Annotated in this window: 15 protein-coding genes; 8 read left to right on the top strand and 7 right to left on the bottom strand. The window is 62.9% G+C overall.

What is annotated here, in order from left to right; all coding sequences use genetic code 11:
• Positions 1-13: 13 nt before the first annotated feature.
• On the bottom strand, positions 14-754 hold the full coding sequence (locus BM374_RS12275; protein WP_092293399.1) for a 3-deoxy-manno-octulosonate cytidylyltransferase: 741 nt from the start codon (positions 752-754) through the stop codon (positions 14-16).
• A gap of 221 nt (positions 755-975) precedes the next feature.
• On the opposite strand from BM374_RS12275, the gene BM374_RS12270 reads away from it, so the two are divergent.
• From BM374_RS12270 to BM374_RS12240, 7 genes are all read left to right on the top strand, one after another.
• Entirely contained in the window at positions 976-1,530 is a 555-nt protein-coding gene (locus BM374_RS12270; protein ID WP_092292364.1) for a c-type cytochrome, read from the top strand.
• Positions 1,531-1,742: 212 nt separating this feature from the next.
• Positions 1,743-3,638 carry an extracellular solute-binding protein gene (locus BM374_RS12265; protein WP_092292362.1) on the top strand — a complete coding sequence of 632 codons (1,896 nt, stop codon included), beginning with the start codon at positions 1,743-1,745 and terminating at the stop codon, positions 3,636-3,638.
• A 14-nt stretch (positions 3,639-3,652) separates the two neighbouring features.
• Positions 3,653-5,530, top strand: a complete 1,878-nt coding sequence (locus BM374_RS12260; RefSeq protein ID WP_092292360.1) for an extracellular solute-binding protein — start codon at positions 3,653-3,655, stop codon at positions 5,528-5,530.
• Positions 5,531-5,532: 2 nt separating this feature from the next.
• Positions 5,533-6,642, top strand: a complete 1,110-nt coding sequence (locus tag BM374_RS12255; RefSeq protein ID WP_092292358.1) for a microcin C ABC transporter permease YejB — start codon at positions 5,533-5,535, stop codon at positions 6,640-6,642.
• Positions 6,642-7,820, top strand: coding sequence for an ABC transporter permease (locus BM374_RS12250; RefSeq protein ID WP_092292356.1), 1,179 nt, complete (start codon positions 6,642-6,644; stop codon positions 7,818-7,820). Before BM374_RS12255 ends, BM374_RS12250 begins: the two co-directional genes overlap by 1 nt.
• A gap of 7 nt (positions 7,821-7,827) precedes the next feature.
• Complete coding sequence (locus BM374_RS12245; RefSeq protein ID WP_092292354.1) at positions 7,828-9,465, top strand: ABC transporter ATP-binding protein; 1,638 nt, start codon at positions 7,828-7,830, stop codon at positions 9,463-9,465.
• Positions 9,466-9,735: 270 nt separating this feature from the next.
• A complete protein-coding gene (locus tag BM374_RS12240) occupies positions 9,736-10,767 on the top strand; it encodes a DUF4261 domain-containing protein (protein WP_092292352.1) in 1,032 nt (343 codons plus the stop codon).
• A 65-nt stretch (positions 10,768-10,832) separates the two neighbouring features.
• Here the strand turns inward: BM374_RS12240 and BM374_RS12235 are convergent, their stop codons facing one another.
• From BM374_RS12235 to BM374_RS12220, 4 genes are read right to left on the bottom strand one after another with little or no spacing between them, the layout of a single operon-like run.
• Positions 10,833-11,816, bottom strand: coding sequence for an alpha/beta hydrolase family protein (locus tag BM374_RS12235; RefSeq protein WP_092292350.1), 984 nt, complete (start codon positions 11,814-11,816; stop codon positions 10,833-10,835).
• A 44-nt stretch (positions 11,817-11,860) separates the two neighbouring features.
• On the bottom strand, positions 11,861-12,778 hold the full coding sequence (locus tag BM374_RS12230) for a GIN domain-containing protein (RefSeq protein WP_092292348.1): 918 nt from the start codon (positions 12,776-12,778) through the stop codon (positions 11,861-11,863).
• Between the two features lie 19 nt (positions 12,779-12,797).
• A complete protein-coding gene (locus tag BM374_RS12225; RefSeq protein WP_092292346.1) occupies positions 12,798-13,370 on the bottom strand; it encodes a DUF1700 domain-containing protein in 573 nt (190 codons plus the stop codon).
• A complete protein-coding gene (locus tag BM374_RS12220; protein ID WP_092292344.1) occupies positions 13,371-13,697 on the bottom strand; it encodes a PadR family transcriptional regulator in 327 nt (108 codons plus the stop codon).
• Between the two features lie 573 nt (positions 13,698-14,270).
• Between BM374_RS12220 and BM374_RS39960 the strand changes: the two genes are divergently transcribed.
• Positions 14,271-14,687: a hypothetical protein gene (locus tag BM374_RS39960; protein WP_177248250.1), complete on the top strand. Its 417-nt coding sequence runs from the start codon at positions 14,271-14,273 to the stop codon at positions 14,685-14,687.
• A gap of 407 nt (positions 14,688-15,094) precedes the next feature.
• On the opposite strand, the gene BM374_RS12210 is transcribed toward BM374_RS39960, so the two are convergent.
• Entirely contained in the window at positions 15,095-15,949 is an 855-nt protein-coding gene (locus tag BM374_RS12210; protein WP_092292340.1) for a C40 family peptidase, read from the bottom strand.
• Positions 15,942-17,315 carry a leucyl aminopeptidase family protein gene (locus BM374_RS12205; RefSeq protein ID WP_092292338.1) on the bottom strand — a complete coding sequence of 458 codons (1,374 nt, stop codon included), beginning with the start codon at positions 17,313-17,315 and terminating at the stop codon, positions 15,942-15,944. The genes BM374_RS12210 and BM374_RS12205 overlap by 8 nt, the downstream gene beginning before the upstream one ends.
• Positions 17,316-17,473: the final 158 nt, after the last annotated feature.

Here is a 17,473-nt window from a genome sequence, read left to right as displayed (position 1 = left end):
TTGTAGCAGCGGCTCAGGATTTGGAAAGGATGCTGCGGGCGGTCTCGAGGTCCGCCGGCGTGTCGACCCCGCGGGGGACGGTGTCGACGATGATGAAGTCGATGCGCATCCCGGCCTCCAGCGCGCGGAGCTGCTCGAGTTTCTCCTGCAATTCCAGCGGCGAGGGCGGCAGCGAGACGTAGCGTTCCAGCGCGGCGCGGCGATAGGCGTAGAGGCCGATATGGTGGTAGCGCGGTCCGTCGCCGGTCGGCGCGGTCGCGCGGGTGAAATAAAGTGCGCGCATGCGTCGACCCCCGAGCGAGGTTCCGATCGCCTTCACGACGCTCGGGGCGAGGTCCTCCTCCTCGGTGTGGATCTGCGACGCCAGCGTGGCGATATCCACTTCAGGGTCTTCCAGCGGTGGCAAAACCTCGCGGATGTTGTCGACCGTGATCGTCGGGAAATCGCCCTGGAGATTGACCACGATCTCGGCTTTCCCCGCCGGATCGAGCTTCTGCATGGCCTCGTGGATGCGATCGGAGCCGGAGGGGTGTTCCGGGCGGGTCATCACGGCCTCGCCGCCATGGGCGGTGACGACCGCGGCGATTTCCGCCGTGTCGGTTGCCACCGCGACGCGACCGATACCGGCCGCCACGGCGCGCCGCATCACATGCACGATCATCGGCATGCCCGCGATATCGGCGAGCGGCTTGCCGGGCAGGCGGGTGGCGGCCATGCGGGCCGGGATCAGCACCAGGATGCGGGAATCAGTCATCAGTTCAAGGGCCTGGAAACGGAGCGTTTTCCGCACCGAGAAATGGGGTGGGGACGGGCTGAAAGCGGGACCGCTTATACGGGTTGCCAGACCCCGGGCAAACCGATATCTCAATGGCAAAACTCGGGGAAACAAGAAGGAACGTTTTTGATTCTCCCGAGGCTCGTCCTGGCGGCCGCCCGGCCGCTTTTTCCTTCTTGCGGTGTGGGGCCTAGCCGGAAATGGACTCTTTCGAACTCAACAAGATTCTCGGTGCCGTGCTTGGCACCTGTCTCATCCTGCTGGTGACGAGCTTCACCGCCAATGCGCTGTTCTCGCCCAAGATGCCGGAAAAGCCGGGCTTCGAAATCGCCGTGAAGGAAGAAGCCGGCGACAAGGGCGGCGCGCCCGCGGCCGCGGCCTCCTCCGAGCCGATCGAAAAGCTGCTCCAGACCGCTTCCGTCGAGAAGGGCGCCGCCGCCGCCAAGAAGTGCGCCGCCTGCCACACCTTCGAGAAGGGCGGCCCGAACCGGGTTGGTCCGAACCTCTATGGCATCGTCGGCGATCACCGCGGCGAAGGCCGCAACGGCTTCAACTTCTCGGCCGCGATGAAGGCCAAGGGCGGCACCTGGACCATCGACGAGCTGAACAAGTTCATTGCCAATCCGAAGGCCGATATTCCGGGCACCGCGATGGGCTTTGCCGGCATCCCGAAGGACTCGGAGCGCGCCGACGTCATTGCCTACCTGAACAGCCTCTCGGACAACCCGAAGCCGCTCCCGACCGCGGCGAAATAAGGCGCTTCAGTCTTCGATTTCGGATATGCGGCCAGGCCCCAAAGCCTGGCCGTTTCCCTATTCGGGCCCCGCGGCGCCGTGATCGGGGCGTTTGGTCGCATCGAAGAGGCCGCCCGGCCTTCCAACATGAGGAAAAAGCAACATATTCCGTCGAAACCTCGCCTATATTGGGAACTTAAAGGAGTAGCCTCCTTCAAGACAGGGATGTTGATTTGGCCATTACCCGACGCGATCTTCTGCTCACCGGCGCGGCCGCTAGCGCGCTTCCCGCCCTCGGCTCTGCGGCGGGTGTTCCCTTGGTCGGATCGGCGGAAGCGCAATCGGCCGGAGACCTGCCCTGGCGCCATGCGCTGTCATTGTTCGGCGACATCAAGTACCCCGCCGACTTCAAGCGCTTCGACTACGTCAATCCGGATGCGCCCAAGGGCGGCGTCGCTCGGCTGATCTCGCTCGGAACCTTCGATAATTTCAACATCGCGGTGGCGGGCACTAAGGGCTCCCTCGCACCGGCCGCCGCGCTGATCTACGAAACGTTGATGACGCGTGCCCAGGACGAGGTCGCCACCGAGTATGGCGAACTCGCCGAATCCGCGCAGCATCCTGACGACTTTTCCTGGGTGGTCTACCGTCTGCGCAAGGAAGCGCGCTGGCACGATGGCAAGCCGGTAACACCTGAGGACGTGATCTTCTCGCTGGAGAGCCTGAAGAAGCTGAGCCCGATGTACGCCTCCTACTATCGTCATGTCACGAAGGTGGAGAAGAGCGGGGAGCGAGACGTAAAATTCACCTTCGATGCGCCGGGCAACCGCGAATTGCCCACCATCGTCGGCGAGCTCACCGTGCTGCCAAAGCATTGGTGGGAGGGTACCGACGCCCAGGGCCGCAAGCGCGACATTGGCGCGACCACGTTGGAGCCACCGCTCGGCTCCGGTCCCTACAAGATCAAGGAATTTGTGGCCGGACGTTCGATCAAACTCGAGCGGGTGAAGGATTATTGGGGCGCCAACGTCCCAAGCCAAATTGGCACGAACAATTTCGACGAGCTGCGTTTCGAGTTCTTCCGCGACAACCTCGTCGCGCTCGAAGCCTTCAAGGCCGACCAGGCCGATTGGATTGCGGAAAATTCGGCCAAGCAGTGGGCCACGGCCTACGATTTCCCGGCGGTGACCGACAAGCGCGTGATCAAGGAGGAATTCCCGATCAACGATTCCGGCCGGATGCAGGCCTTCGCTTTCAACATCCGCCGCGATCAGTTCAAGGACGCGCGGCTGCGCCGTGCTTTCAACTACGCCTTTGATTTCGAAGAGATGAACAAGCAGCTCTTCTATGGCCAGTACAAACGCATCGCGAGCTATTTCGAGGGGACGGAGCTCGCTTCATCCGGCCTGCCGCAGGGGCAGGAGCTGGAGATTCTTCAAACCGTGAAGGACAAGGTGCCGCCGGAGGTCTTCACCACGGTGTACCAGAATCCGGTCGGCGGCAGTCCGGACGCCGTGCGAAGCAATCTGCGCGAGGCGGCAAGACTCCTGAAGGAGGCCGGCTTCGAGGTCAAAGACCACAAGCTGGTAGACGCTTCCGGCAAGCCGCTCACGGTCGAGATCCTGGTGCAGGATCCCTCGTCCGAGCGCATAGCGCTGTTCTACAAGCCCTCGCTGGAGCGCATCGGGGTCAGCGCCTCGATCCGCGTCGTCGACGACGCGCAGTACCAGAACCGGCTGCGCAGCTTCGACTTCGACATGATCATCGATCAATGGGGCGAATCGCTTTCGCCCGGCAACGAGCAGCGCGAGTTCTGGGGCTCGCAGGCCGCCGACATGCCCGGTGCGCGCAACACCATCGGCATCAAGAATCCCGCGGTCGACGCTCTGATCGAGAAGGTGATCTACGCCAAAAATCGCGCCGAACTGGTTGCCGCGACCCACGCGCTCGATCGCGTGCTGTTGTGGAATTTCTACCTCGTCCCGCAATTCACCTACGGCTTCTCGCGCTACGCTCGCTGGGACCGCTTCAGCCATGCCGATCCGCTGCCGAAATACGGCCGGTCCGGCCTGCCGACGCTGTGGTGGTACGATGCTGAGAAGGCGGCGCGGATCGGAAAACGCTCTTGAGGAAGCGATTGCGCATGGCGCAGCTTTCACGCCGGCAGGTGCTGGTCCTCGGTGTCGGCGGCGCGCTTGGCGCCGGCGCACTCCGCAAGGTGAGGGCGTCGGAGGCGGCGGCGGAAGCGGAAGCTCACGGCATCTCGGCCTTCGGCGACCTCAAATATCCGGCCGACTTCCACCATCTGGATTATGTCAATCCCGATGCGCCGAAGGGCGGAACGTTCTCGCTGATCCCGTCGGTGCGATCGTATAACCAGTCCTATTTCACCTTCTCTTCGCTCAATGCCTTTATTCTGAAGGGCGAGGGCGCGCAGGGCATGGACATGACCTTCGCGGCGCTGATGGGACGCGCCAACGACGAGCCCGATGCCATGTACGGGCTCGCCGCCAAGTCGGTCCGGATCTCGCCGGACAAGCTGACCTACACCTTCACGATGCGTCCCGAGGCCCGTTTCCACGACGGCTCGAAGTTGACTGCGCATGATGTCGCCTTCTCGCTCAATGTCCTCAAGGAGAAGGGGCATCCGCTGATCATCGTGCAGCTCCGCGATTTGGTGACGGCCGAGGCGATCGACGACGCCACCGTCGCCGTCACCTTTGCGCCGAACCGCGCGCGCGACGTGCCGCTCTATGTCGCCAGCCTTCCGATCTTCTCGAAAGCGTATTACGCCACGCGCGCCTTCGATGAATCGACGCTCGATACGCCGCTCGGCTCCGGCCCGTACAAGGTCGGCAGGTTCGAGGTCAACCGTTACATCGAATACGACCGGGTCAAGGACTGGTGGGGTGCCGATCTGCCGGTCTGCCGCGGCAGCTTCAATTTCGATACGGTGCGCTACGAATTCTATCGCGACCGCGACGTCGCCTTCGAAGGCTTCACCGGCAAGAACTATCTGTTTCGCGAAGAGCTCACCGCGCGCATATGGGCCACCCGCTACGATTTTCCCGCCGTCAAGGACGGCCGCGTCAAGCGCGAACAGTTGCCGGACGAGACGCCCTCGGGCGCGCAGGGCTGGTTCATGAACCTCAGGCGCGACAAGTTCAGGGATCCGCGCGTGCGCGAGGCGCTGATCTATGCCTTCGACTTCGAGTGGACCAACAAGACCATCATGTACGGCGCCTATGCGCGCACGCGCTCGCCGTTCCAGAATTCCGACATGATGGTATCGGGCCCGCCTTCGCCTGAAGAGCTCGCATTGCTGGAGCCCTTCCGTGGCAAGGTGCCCGACGAAGTGTTCGGTCAGCCTTTCGTGCCGCCGGTGTCGGACGGCTCGGGCCAGGACCGTACTCTGCTGCGCAAGGCGAGCGAGCTGCTCAACGAAGCCGGCTTCGTCATCAAGGATCGCAAGCGGGTTCTGCCCAATGGCGAACCGTTCACGATCGAGTTCCTGAACGACGAGCCCTCGCTCCAGCCGCATCACGGCCCTTACCTGAAGAACCTCGCAACGCTCGGCATCGATGCGACGTTCCGGCTGGTCGATGCCGTGCAGTATCGCGCGCGGGTGGAGGATTTCGACTTCGACATGACCATGGAGCGCTTCTCGATGTCTGCGACACCGGGTGACGCCATGAGGCCGTTCTTCTCCTCGCAAGCAGCCAAGACCAAGGGCTCGTACAACCTCGCCGGCATCTCCGATCCAGTAATCGATGCTCTTATCGAGAAGATCATCGCGGCCCAGAACCGGGCAGAGCTGACCACGGCCTGTCGCGTCTTTGATCGCGTCTTCCGCGCCGGTCGGTATTGGGTGCCGCAATGGTACGCCAATTTCCATCGCCTCGCCTATTGGGATCAGTTCAGCCATCCCGACAAGCCGCCGAAATATGCGCAAGGCGTCGGTGCGCCTGAAAACTGGTGGTATGACCGCGCCAAGGCGGCCAAGCTCGAGCAGGCGCAATAATCATGAGCGCTTATATCGCCCGCCGTATTCTCCTGATGATTCCGACGTTGCTCGGAATTCTGTTCGTTTCCTTTGTCGTGGTGCAATTCGCGCCGGGCGGTCCGGTCGAGCGCGTGATCGCGCAGCTTTCGGGCGCCGATACCGGCGGCAGCTCACGCATCTCGGGCGGTGGCGACTTTGCGCAGCGCGCGCCGGGGCAACTGGGAGCCGGCGGCGATGCCATCAACTCGAAGTACCGTGGCGCTCAGGGGCTCGACCCCGACTTCATCAAGAAGCTCGAGGTGCAGTTCGGCTTCGACAAGCCCGCGCCGGAGCGCTTCGCGCTGATGGTGTGGAACTTCGCCCGTTTCGATTTCGGCAAGAGCTATTTCCGCGACGTCAGCGTGATCCAGCTGATCAAGGAGAAGCTGCCGGTTTCGATCTCCCTCGGCATCTGGCTGACGCTGATCACTTATCTGATCTCGATCCCGCTCGGCATCCGCAAGGCGGTGAAGGACGGTACGCGCTTCGACACCTGGACCTCGGCGATCATCATCATCGGTTTCGCGATTCCCGGCTTTTTGTTCGCGATCCTCCTGATCATCCTGTTCGCCGGCGGTTCGTTCTTCAACCTGTTCCCGCTGCGCGGCCTGACCTCGGACGGCTGGTCGCAGTTTCCGTGGTACTGGAAGATCATCGACTATTTCTGGCACCTCACGTTGCCGCTGATCTCGATGGGTCTGAGCGCATTCGCGACCATGACGCTGCTGACCAAGAACTCGTTCCTCGACGAGATCCGCAAACAATATGTCATGACCGCGCGGGCCAAGGGCTGCAGCGAGAACCAGGTGCTCTACGGCCACATCTTCCGCAATGCGATGCTGATCGTGATTGCGGGCTTTCCGGGCGCGTTCATCCACGCCTTCTTCTCCGGCTCGCTGCTGATCGAGACGATCTTCTCGCTGGACGGGCTCGGGCTGCTCAGCTTCGAAAGCGTGCTCAATCGCGATTATCCGGTCGTGTTCGGCACGCTATACATCTTTTCGCTCGTCGGTCTCGTGGTCAATCTGATCTCCGATCTGACCTATATGTGGATCGATCCGCGGATCGACTTTGAGGCGAGGGAGGTCTGATGACGCTGACCGCCCCAACCCCGATCGAGACGTCGGCCAAGAGCCCGCTCGGCGCGGCCGTGCCGATCACGCGCAAGCCGTTCGCACCGTCGCCGCTGAACAAGAGGCGCTGGGAAAACTTCAAGGCGAACCGGCGCGGCTACTGGTCGTTCTGGATCTTCATGGTCCTGTTCGTGGTGTCGCTGTTTGCCGAGCTGATTGCCAACGACCGGCCGTTCCTGATCAAATATGACGGCCACCTCTATTGGCCGGCTTTCGTCACCTATTCCGAGACGACCTTCGGCGGCGACTTCGAGACAGCGGCCGACTACCGCGATCCCTACTTGCAGAAGCTGATCAAGGACAAGGGCGGCAGCATCGTCTGGCCGCTGATCCGCTACTCCTACGACACCCACAATCTGGACCTGCCGACGCCGGCACCGTCGCCGCCGACCTGGATGCTGACGGAAGCCCAGTGCAAGCCGGTGGTCGAGAAGAAGGGGCTGAAGAGCTGCCGCGACCTCGAATATAACTGGCTCGGCACCGACGACCAGGGCCGCGACGTGGTGGCGCGATTGATCTACGGCTTCCGTATCTCGGTCCTGTTCGGCCTCTGTCTCACCATCGTCTCCTCGATCATCGGTGTCGCCGCCGGCGGCATCCAGGGCTATTTCGGCGGCTGGATCGATCTCACCTTCCAGCGCTTCATCGAGATCTGGACCGCGATCCCCTCGCTCTACCTGCTGCTGATCCTGTCTTCGGTGCTGGTGCCCGGCTTCTTCGTGCTGCTCGGCATTCTGCTGCTGTTCTCATGGGTGTCGCTGGTCGGCCTCGTGCGCGCCGAATTCCTGCGCGGACGCAATTTCGAATATATCCAGGCGGCGCGGGCGCTCGGCGTCTCGAACGGGGTCATCATGTTCCGGCATCTGCTGCCCAACGCGATGGTGGCGACCATGACGTTCCTGCCGTTCATCGTCTCGAGCTCGGTGATGACGCTGACCGCGCTGGACTTCCTCGGCTTCGGCCTGCCGCCCGGCTCGCCCTCGCTCGGCGAGCTCTTGTCGCAAGGCAAATCCAACGTGCAGGCGCCGTGGCTCGGTTTCACCGGCTTCTTCTCGGTCGCAATCATGCTGTCGCTGCTGATCTTCATCGGTGAAGCCGTGCGCGACGCCTTCGATCCGCGCAAGACGTTCAAGTGAGGGCGTGATGGACGCGATCAACCAGCCATTGCTGGCCGTGCGCAATCTCTCGGTGGCCTTCCACCAGGGCGGCAACACGACGCTTGCGGTCGACAAGGTGTCGTTCCAGATCAAGCGCGGCGAATGCGTCGCGCTGGTCGGCGAGTCCGGCTCCGGCAAGTCGGTCAGCGCGCTCTCGATCCTGAAGCTGCTGCCCTATCCGACCGCCTCGCACCCCTCGGGTAGCATCAGTTTCAAGGGGCGGGAGCTGATCGACCAGTCCGAGCAGCAGATGCGGGAGATCAGAGGTAGCGACATCTCCATCATCTTCCAGGAGCCGATGACCTCGCTCAATCCACTGCACACGATCGAGGCGCAGATCGGCGAGATCATCCAGCTGCACAATCCGACCAGCAACGCGGATGCGCGCAGGCGGACGCTGGAGCTGCTGACGCAGGTCGGCATCCCCGAGCCCGAGACGCGTCTGAAAAGCTACCCGCACCAGCTCTCCGGCGGCCAGCGCCAGCGCGTGATGATCGCGATGGCGCTCGCCAACGAGCCGGATCTGCTCATCGCGGACGAGCCGACCACGGCGCTCGACGTCACCGTGCAGGCACAGATCCTGGCCCTGCTCGCCGAGATCCGGTCGCGGCTCGGCATGAGCCTGCTCTTCATCACCCATGATCTCGGCATCGTGCGCCGCATCGCCGACACGGTTTGTGTGATGAAGGGCGGCGAGATCGTCGAGCAAGGGCCGGTCGAGCAGGTCTTCAAGACCCCGAAACATCCCTATACGCGTGACTTGCTTGCGGCAGAGCCGAAGCCGGATCCTGCGCCGCCGCAGCCGAATGCGCCGGTGGTGATGTCGGCTGACGATCTGAAAGTGTGGTTTCCGATCAAGCGCGGCTTGATGCGCAAGACGGTCGGCCACATCAAGGCCGTCGACGGCGTCAGCGTTGCCGTGCGCAAGGGCGAGACGCTCGGCGTCGTCGGCGAATCCGGCTCGGGCAAGACCACGCTGGGCTTGGCGCTGCTGCGACTGATCTCGTCGAACGGGCGCATCGTGTTCCTGGGAAAGGACATCCAGGGCCTGCGCTTCAAGGAGATGCGCCCTTTCAGGCGCGATATGCAGATCGTGTTTCAGGACCCGTTCGGCTCGCTCTCGCCGCGCATGTCGGTCGCCGACATCGTCGCCGAAGGCCTCTCGGTACATCAGCCCAATCTGTCACGCGAGGAGCGCGAGGCGCGCGTCGTCAAGGCGCTGGAGGATGTCGGGCTGAAGCCTGATACGCGCTACCGCTATCCGCACGAGTTTTCCGGCGGCCAGCGCCAGCGCATCAGCATCGCCCGTGCGGTGGTGCTGGAGCCAGACTTCGTCGTGCTGGACGAGCCGACCAGCGCGCTCGACATGCTCATTCAGGCGCAGATGGTCGATCTGCTGCGCGAGCTTCAGCGCAGGCGCGATCTCACCTACATGTTCATCTCGCACGATCTGCGTGTCGTTGCCTCGCTCGCCAGCCATCTCATCGTGATGCGCAGCGGCAAGGTGGTCGAGGAAGGTCAGGCCGCGGAGCTGTTCAAGAACCCGAAGACGGATTACACCCGCGCGCTGTTCGCGGCAGCGTTCCGGCTGGAGACGGCGGGCGGCGGGGCGGTGGCGACGTAGTCTCTTCCCTTCAGCTCTCCCGAAGGAGAGGTGTTTCCTCTGCCGTTGCGAACTCAACCCGATCGCTTGATCGCCGTGACTGCCGGACGCCTGATCGCGCAACGGCCTCTCTCCCAGTCAGACCTGGACCGGAAGAAGCTGCTTCTTTCGCCTTGCAGCCATCTGCTGACATTTCGATAATTTCCGAAGCGATATCGTCTGACGATGATTCATGCGACTATGATCTGTGCGGAGTGGCTAGACTGGAGCTATTTGGAGCTGTCCACCTAAATGCCAAGCAAAGCTTTCTACACACAGGGGGTCGCCATTTTGCTGCGCCAGGCGCCAACCTTGGACGAGGTTGCATCACGCCTCGGCGACTTCACGATTGTCGGTCGACAGAAGGAGTCGAGCGATTGGCGCTTGTCAGGACCGTCGCTCGTTATTGCCTACAAGGCCGAAGTCAATAGTTACGTCCTGGTCGATATTGTTGACCATCGCTGGCCCGATCAAATGGGAGACCCGAACACCGAACCCGAGCTTTTCGGGGCGTGGCACTTGGGCCAATTTGGTCCGGGAACGTGGCCCGGCAGCCTCAAGCGATCGTGCGAGCATGCGTGGACGTGGCCGGACGGTCGTTCGGTTCCTATGCAGCACCAGGCCTTCATCCGCATTCGCAGCAGTTACAGCTTCGGCGCTGAATCTCCGGCCATCCCTTCGATCAACATGCCTGAGAATCACGACGCGGTACACGAATTGAAGTTCGTGACACGCATTGCGGCTGCACTTGTTCAACTGCCGCAGGCCATTTGCTATTTCAATCCGAACGGGGAGTGCTTGAGCCCCGCCTCGCAGTTTCTGGAGCGACTGAGCGACGACCATTCATCAACCGGAGACATGCCGTTGCAGATTTGGTCCAACGTGCGCTTCTTCACATTGCCAAACACGGATCCCTCATGGAGCTCGATGGATACTATTGGCATGAGCCAACTCGATGCGCCCGATCATGAAGTCTTTTATCAATCGAACGCCTACGACCCGGGCGAAGTCGATGCGTTCTTGCGCATGGTGTCTTCCTATATCGTCACCGAGGGGCCGATCATCAAACATGGAGACACGGCGGATGGTCCAGGTAACCAAAGGTGGCAGGGATTCCATGTGAACGAGGCTCTGGCCGCACCGGCGCGTCCGGCCATCCGTTGGTTTCCGCTCGACCGACGAAAGATACCCGCCGAGCTGACAAAGGGACCGGCGCCACAGCTCATGTCGTGGAAGGAAACCGCTCTCTCGATGTTGAGACTTCGCCGGCGGCCAGACAAATAGCCTTTCCCCTCTTTCCGGCCCAATAGTTCGTCTGAGGGCTGCAACCCCAAAAAGTAAGGTCGCCTTCAATCGGCGCGGGCCAGCCATTTGCGGAAGAAGGCGAGCACGGCAGCATTGAATTCTGCATGGAATGCGAGGCGGTCGAATCCCACAGCATCTTCACAAAGTTCGGGCTGTGTTTGGACCAGCGCTGGCGGACACAGGAAGAAGGCGAAATGCCCGGCATTCGAAACCACGCGATAGTCATGTGGCGCCGGTAGGTTTGCGTCCACGGCGGTGACATCGCGAGGCAGCACGCCGTCACCGCCGCGTTCCGACGCCCAGAGTTGAATTGGTGCGTTGACTTGCGTCAGACTTTGCGCCGAGAAGAAGATGGCCAGCGGATCCGCAAGGACCGCAACTTTGATCCTGGGATCGTGCATGAGGGGTTGCAGCGGGTATCCTTTGCTCAGGATTTGTTGGCAGAACCGCCCCTGGCTTTGCTGACAATACTTCGATGCGACCCCGGTCCAGTCCGGATCGGCGCCGAGCAGTATGAGCCCGGTATATCCACCGCGCGAGAAGCCGAAGAAGCCGATCCTGTCGTGATCGATGTTTGCGGCGAACCGCGACGCAGTGATCATGAAGTCGATCAAACGCTTGATGTCAGTAGGCCGCTCGATGAAGACCGAGAGATCGCCCGAACGGCTCAGATCCTGCGCGGTGTCGCCCGGATGATTGATGGCTGCGACCACAAAACCGTTGTCTGCGAGGGTCTCGGCCGTGTCGCGATTGCCGAGAAGCGAGCCGCCTCTCCCATGGGACGCGGCGACCAGCGGGAGGTGGTCTCCCGCGAGTGGACAGTCCTTTGTTCCCGTCAGGACGAAAGCGCCAACAGGAATCTTTCCCGGTGTTTCGGCGCAGGGATACCAGACCATGCCGTGAATCGCCGGGCCATCTGCGCCGGCGGGAATGTCGATCGATCGTAAGCCCGCAGCTTGCGCAAGCGTTGCCGTGAAGCAGAGGCCAATGACGGAAAGCAATCGGTAAACCTGGTTGGAAGCCTGCATCGACGTGTTCTCCCTGTTGCGCGCGGCCGTTCGAATGCAAAAGTCTAAGGCACCTGCTTGATCGCACCTGAACCGGACACGTGCGAATTGATCCGCGCCACGGTGCCGTGCAGTTTCACCACGCTGCTGCCGGAGACCGAGACATCGGCGTCCTGGCGCGGAGCGAGGTCGACATTGCCGCTGCCGTGAATCTTCGCGCTGGCTCGTTCGGTGACCAGCCGGCCGAGATCGGCGCGGCTGGAGCCGGCAGACTCGAGTGACACCTCCTTGGCCGTTCCGCTCGCGGTAATGGCGCCGCTACCGTGCACGGCGATATGCAGAACGTCTTGCTTGATGTCGAGGAGCTTCAGGGTAGCGCTGCCGTGGATGCTCGCACTGGTCTTCTGGGTGACGAGCCGGCCGAGGTCGACGCGGCCGGAGCCGGCGGCATCGAGCGCGGCCTCATGGACCTCGCCGCTTGCCGTGACGACGCCGCTGCCATGCACGGTGATGCGCAGCACATCCTGCTTGAGGTCGGCAAGGTCGAGCTCGCCTGAACCATTCAACGCCCATGCGGTCACGGCGGGGCCGGCGATCTGGACGACGAGATCGTCCGCCGGAGAGCAATCGACAAGGTTGGCCCATTCCACCGTGTCCCACTCGAGCGCGCCGTCTCGCAGGCGCACATGATCGACCAGATCGGCGTTCCCGCTGACGCTGGCTTGTGGCTTGGGTCCTGGCTGATAATGCACCTTCGCCGGAATCCTGATCTTGATGGCGTCGCTGCCGGTCCAATCGAGATCGACTGTGCGGCGCTCGCCCGCGCCAGTCTTTTTCGTCCATGTGCAGCTTCGCAGCGGGGCGGCCCACGATCGAGCATCGCCGTCGATCCAGTCGGTTGCCGAAGTGAGAACCGTGACTATCCCGCAGGCGGCTGCAATGCTCAGCGATACCACCGCAATCCTCACAAGACTTCCGTTCATGGCGAACCTCCGATAGGCGTCAGGTTGGGTCCTGCTCTGGCTTGAGCAGCCGATAGTGCAGCCGGGCGTAATTCCCGAGCATCTTCACCGCGCCGTTAAGCGCCAGCAGCAGCAGTGCGCCGCCGCCGACGCTGCCAGTGATCAACCCGATGCCCGCCACCGCGCGCAGCAGCATCGCGGCGACTGAAGCAAAGTGCCCGACCTTCAGCAGGCTCAGCAGCAATCCGATGCCGACAATGCCGAGCGCGAGGATGACGAGGCCGACCACCAGCATGATCAGCGTCACCGCGAATAGCAGCGGCAGCAGCAACAGGACGTCGACCGTGGCCAATCCTCCGAGCGCCAGCAGGGCGGCGGCAGAATTGCCGAGGCTGCGGTGATTTTCCCACTGGCGTAGCCCGGTCTCGGCGCGCAACTCGCGCGCGAGCCGCCTGGGGTCGCCAAGCGCTTCAGCCACTTCGGCCTCGCTTCGCCCCGAGGTCTCGGCCTCGTCGAAGTAGGACATGTAGTCGGCGATGATATCGTCGATCTCCCGCGCCGGGAGCCCGGCTAGTCCGTCATGGAGGATGGTCAAGAAGGCAACGCGGTTCATTCAGCGTTCTCCCAGCAACTGGTTGACGGCATCTGTGAACGTGCGCCATTCGCGCTTCTGCGCCGCAAAGGCCGCGCGGCCGGCCGGGGTGAGCCGGTAATATTTGCGCGGAGGACCGCTGTTGGATTCGGCAAGGCGGGTTTCGACCAGTCGATCGTCCTGCATGCGCCGCATCAGCGGATAGATCGTTCCCTCTCCGATGCCGACGCCCGAAGCGAGCGTGCTGGCAATCTCGTAGGCATAGCTTTCGCCGCGCGCCAGCAGTGCCAGCACGCACAATTCGAGCGCGCCTTTCTTGAGCTGGATCTGATTGGTTGAGTCGGTCATCGCGGCCGCACGGTTTGCTCGATGCGGGGAGACTATCGCAAGGTACCTGTTATTGCAAGGTACATGTTTATGAACGGTAGCTCTCTAAACGCGAGCGCAGTCAGACGTTTATGTTTTCCGGGGGAGGACCAGGCGATTGTCCTCTAGGGCCGGGGTCAACAACCCCGCACGTCCGGAATTGCCCAAAGCAGACCTGGGCCGGCGGCTTCAATATCGGCTTCCGAGCGCAAAACAGATGCGCTGCATTTTGATGTTCGCGCAGCTCTTCCATCCGGCTCGCAAGTGGTACGAAACGGCCTTCCGCGTGCAAAGTGGAGGGCTGCGACGGGCTGCAAAACAAAAAGCCCCGGTTTGTGACCGGGGCTTTCAGCCTTACATCGACTATCGACTGGGAGCGAAGCTCGAAGCTCCGCGCTTGGCGCCGCGGTCTTGAGGATTTTGAACCGCCGATTGCATCGCGTGTCCTGGCGTTGTCGTGTGTCCCGGGCTGAAGGTTGACGCGCCGTGATGTGCGCCTCGCTCGTGCGGTGCAAAGGTCGACTGCATTGTGTGGCCCGGCGTACCCGATACTCCGTGCCCGACACCCGCAGCGCCATGTCCGCCGGCTCCGCCATGTCCGCCGGCTCCGCCATGACCGCCTCCGATGCCACCTCCGAGACCGGCTCCCGCGCCTCCTGCGCCGCCGCCAACCCCGCCACCACCACCGGCCCCGCCGCCGCCGCCGCCAGCGCCGCCGCCGCCGCCAGCGCCGCCGCCACCACCACCGCCACCACCACCACCGCCGCCGCCACCGCCACCGCCGCCGCCACCACCGCCACCACCACCGCCGCCACCAGCGAGCGATGGGCTAGCGATCAGCAATGCTGGTATGGCGAGTACTGCGATGAGCTTGGCAAATTTGATCATGGTATCTCCTTGGTCCCTAAGTCTGCGCCCATGGTCGGGCCAACGCGTCGTCCCGTGGATGGTTCTTTCGTTCACTCCAATTAGGGCGCCCGGAAGACCGGGATGCAGCGGGAACTAGCGGCCTGGTCGAATCGACGCCAACTCTGATGGACAAATCACGTCGAAGGTATTTTGTTATGGGGAATAGGCGATGCGTGGCTTTTGGCTTTAGTGGACTGCTATTTGTCGGAAAACCGACCTTCGTAAGAATCGCCGCCACAGCGATATCAAGGTTCATTCTTTCGTTGGGATAAGCCAACGTTTTTGGCTTGAGCGCGGATGTTAAAAATGAGCCGGTGCTCATCAAGTTGGTTCAAGCAATCCCAACCGCAGTGTGTTGCTGGCTGTCTCGGACGAACCAGATGCAGCAAGATGCGTGAAGACTACGAAATTGGCGGGAATGACGCGCCTTCCGAGCCTAAGCAGGCGCAACGCATTTTCGACGTCGCGCGCTACAGCCGCTTGATCGCGACAACGTCGCTTCCGGTCTGTTTGATCCGCGCAATCGCCGGTTCGATCGGCTCGATTACCGTGGCCATGTGATGTGCGTTGGCATGGACCATCGTGCTGCTATCGCGCGCGATGGCGACGTGGCCCTTCCAGAAGATCAGATCGCCGCGCTGTAAGCTGCTTCGCTCATGCGGCTCCAGCGCGCGGCCGATGCCGGCCTGCTGCATGTCGCTGTCGCGCAGGCAGCCGATGCCGGCGGCCGTCAACGCGACCTGCACGAGGCCCGAACAATCAATGCCGAGACTGCTCTTGCCGCCCCACAGATAGGGCGTGCCGACGAAGCGTTCGGCGACTGCGACGAAGTCCGGCTCGCGAGAGTCGAGCGGGACGAGATGAGCCTTCGGCAGGAACGCGCCGTCGCGCGTGACCGCGAAAGGGCCGTCCTCGCGCACAATCGTGAGCTTCGATCCCAGCACCAGTGCGTCGGCCGGTGGCAGCTTGATCGAGGGGCCGGGAAAGACGAGCGTCCGCAGCGCACTCACCTTGTGTGTCGGCGCCGCCGCGGGCTTCACGAGCGCGGCGTCGGGCAGCCAACCGACATAACCATCGCTGGCGAGCTGGCCCCAGGCCCAGCCTTCGCCATTGCGGTCGTAGATGGTGACGCGTTCGCCGCGCAGAGCCTCTGTCATCAGCATCGCGTTCGATGACGGCTGCTCGCGCATCGGCGCGATCGCCTCGATGATCTCAAACTCCTCGCCGGTGACATAGCGATCCGCCGGCACTTGGCCTTCGAGATATTTTGCGGCGATGTCGCCGCGCGCCGGCCACAGCCGCGGATTGTAATGGGGATTACGCATAGCGCTCGCTCAGCACCTTGTAGATGGCGCGCGCGGCCTGGCACTCGCCGCCCTCGGGCCGCGCGGGCTTCGCCGACGGCGTCCAGCCATAAATATCCACGTGAAGCCAGCTCTTGGCCTGCTCGACGAAGCGCTGCAGGAACAGCGCGCAGGTGATCGAGCCGGCAAAGCCGCCTGATGGTGCGTTGGTGATGGTGGCCGTCTTGGAATCCAGCCACGCATCGTAAGGCGGCCACAGCGGCATGCGCCACAACGGATCGTTCTCCTGCACCGCGCAGCGCGCGACGTCGGCGGCCAGCGTCTCATCATGGGTGTAAAAAGGCGGCAAATCCGGCCCGAGCGCAACGCGCGCAGCGCCCGTCAGCGTCCCCAGATCGATCAGCAGCTCGGGCTTCTCCTCATCGGCCAGGGCCAGCGCGTCGGCGAGCACCAGCCGTCCTTCCGCATCCGTATTGCCGATCTCGACCGTGATGCCCTTGCGCGACGTGAAGATGTCGAGGGGGCGGAAGGCATTGCCGGCAACGGCGTTCTCCACCGCCGGAATCAGCACGCGCAGTCGCACCTTCAGCTTCGCATCCATCACCATGCGCGCCAGTGCCAGCACGTTGGCCGCGCCGCCCATGTCCTTCTTCATGATCAGCATGCCGCTCGACGGCTTCAGATCGAGCCCGCCGGTGTCGAAGCAGACGCCCTTGCCGACCAGCGTCACCTTGGGATGATCAGGATCGCCCCAACCGATGTCGATCAGCCGCGGCGCGCGGCTGGAGGCCATGCCGACGGCGTGGATCAGGGGAAAGTTCGTCTCCAGCTCCTCGCCGATGGTGCAGGCATAGCTGGCGCCGAATTCGGCCGCGAGCTCTTGCGCAGCGGCCGCCAATTCCTCCGGCCCCATGTCGTTGGAGGGCGTGTTGATGAGATCGCGCGCCAGCATCGCGGCATCGGCCATGCGGTTGATCTCGGCGGGATCGACGCCGTCAGGCGGCACCAGCCGGACATCGGGCCTGTCGACCTTGCGGTAGCGGGCGAAGCGGTAGCTGCCGAGCGCGAAGGCAAGCGCCGCCAGTCGTGCATCGTGCGGTGCATTGGCAAAGCGATAGGTGCCCGGCGGCAGCAGGCCCGGCAGGGCGCCCGGCCTGAACGAATCGCGCGATCGGGCGCCGTCGTCATCGAGGCCGAACAGCACTTGCGCGATCGTGCCATCCGGCGCGGGGAGTGCCAGATAGCTGCCCGGCTTGGCGGTGTAGGCGCTCGCAATGGCGAACTGGCGTTGCGGCGGCGTCAGCGTCTCGCGCACGGAATCCCAGCTCGATTTGGTGACGAAGGTGATCGGGGTGGCAGTCGAGGACGTCTCGAACACGGAAGGCATTGGCAGGTCCGCAAGGTCATTCGGTGGAGGAGACTTCGCAGAGTTTTGCCGTGGCCGCAATCGGCTTTGCAGTCACCCTTCAGCGAGCCGCTACTCGCAGGGAAGCTGTCATGCTAGGTTCCGGCGGCGGTCGAACCGGTGGGCAGAGGGCGCCGGTG

Origin of the sequence: Bradyrhizobium sp. Ghvi (genome assembly GCF_900115265.1) — a bacterium.
Classification (GTDB): domain Bacteria; phylum Pseudomonadota; class Alphaproteobacteria; order Rhizobiales; family Xanthobacteraceae; genus Bradyrhizobium.
Note: the sequence above shows the minus strand (reverse complement) of the source record. Positions and strands in the feature narration are given on the sequence as shown.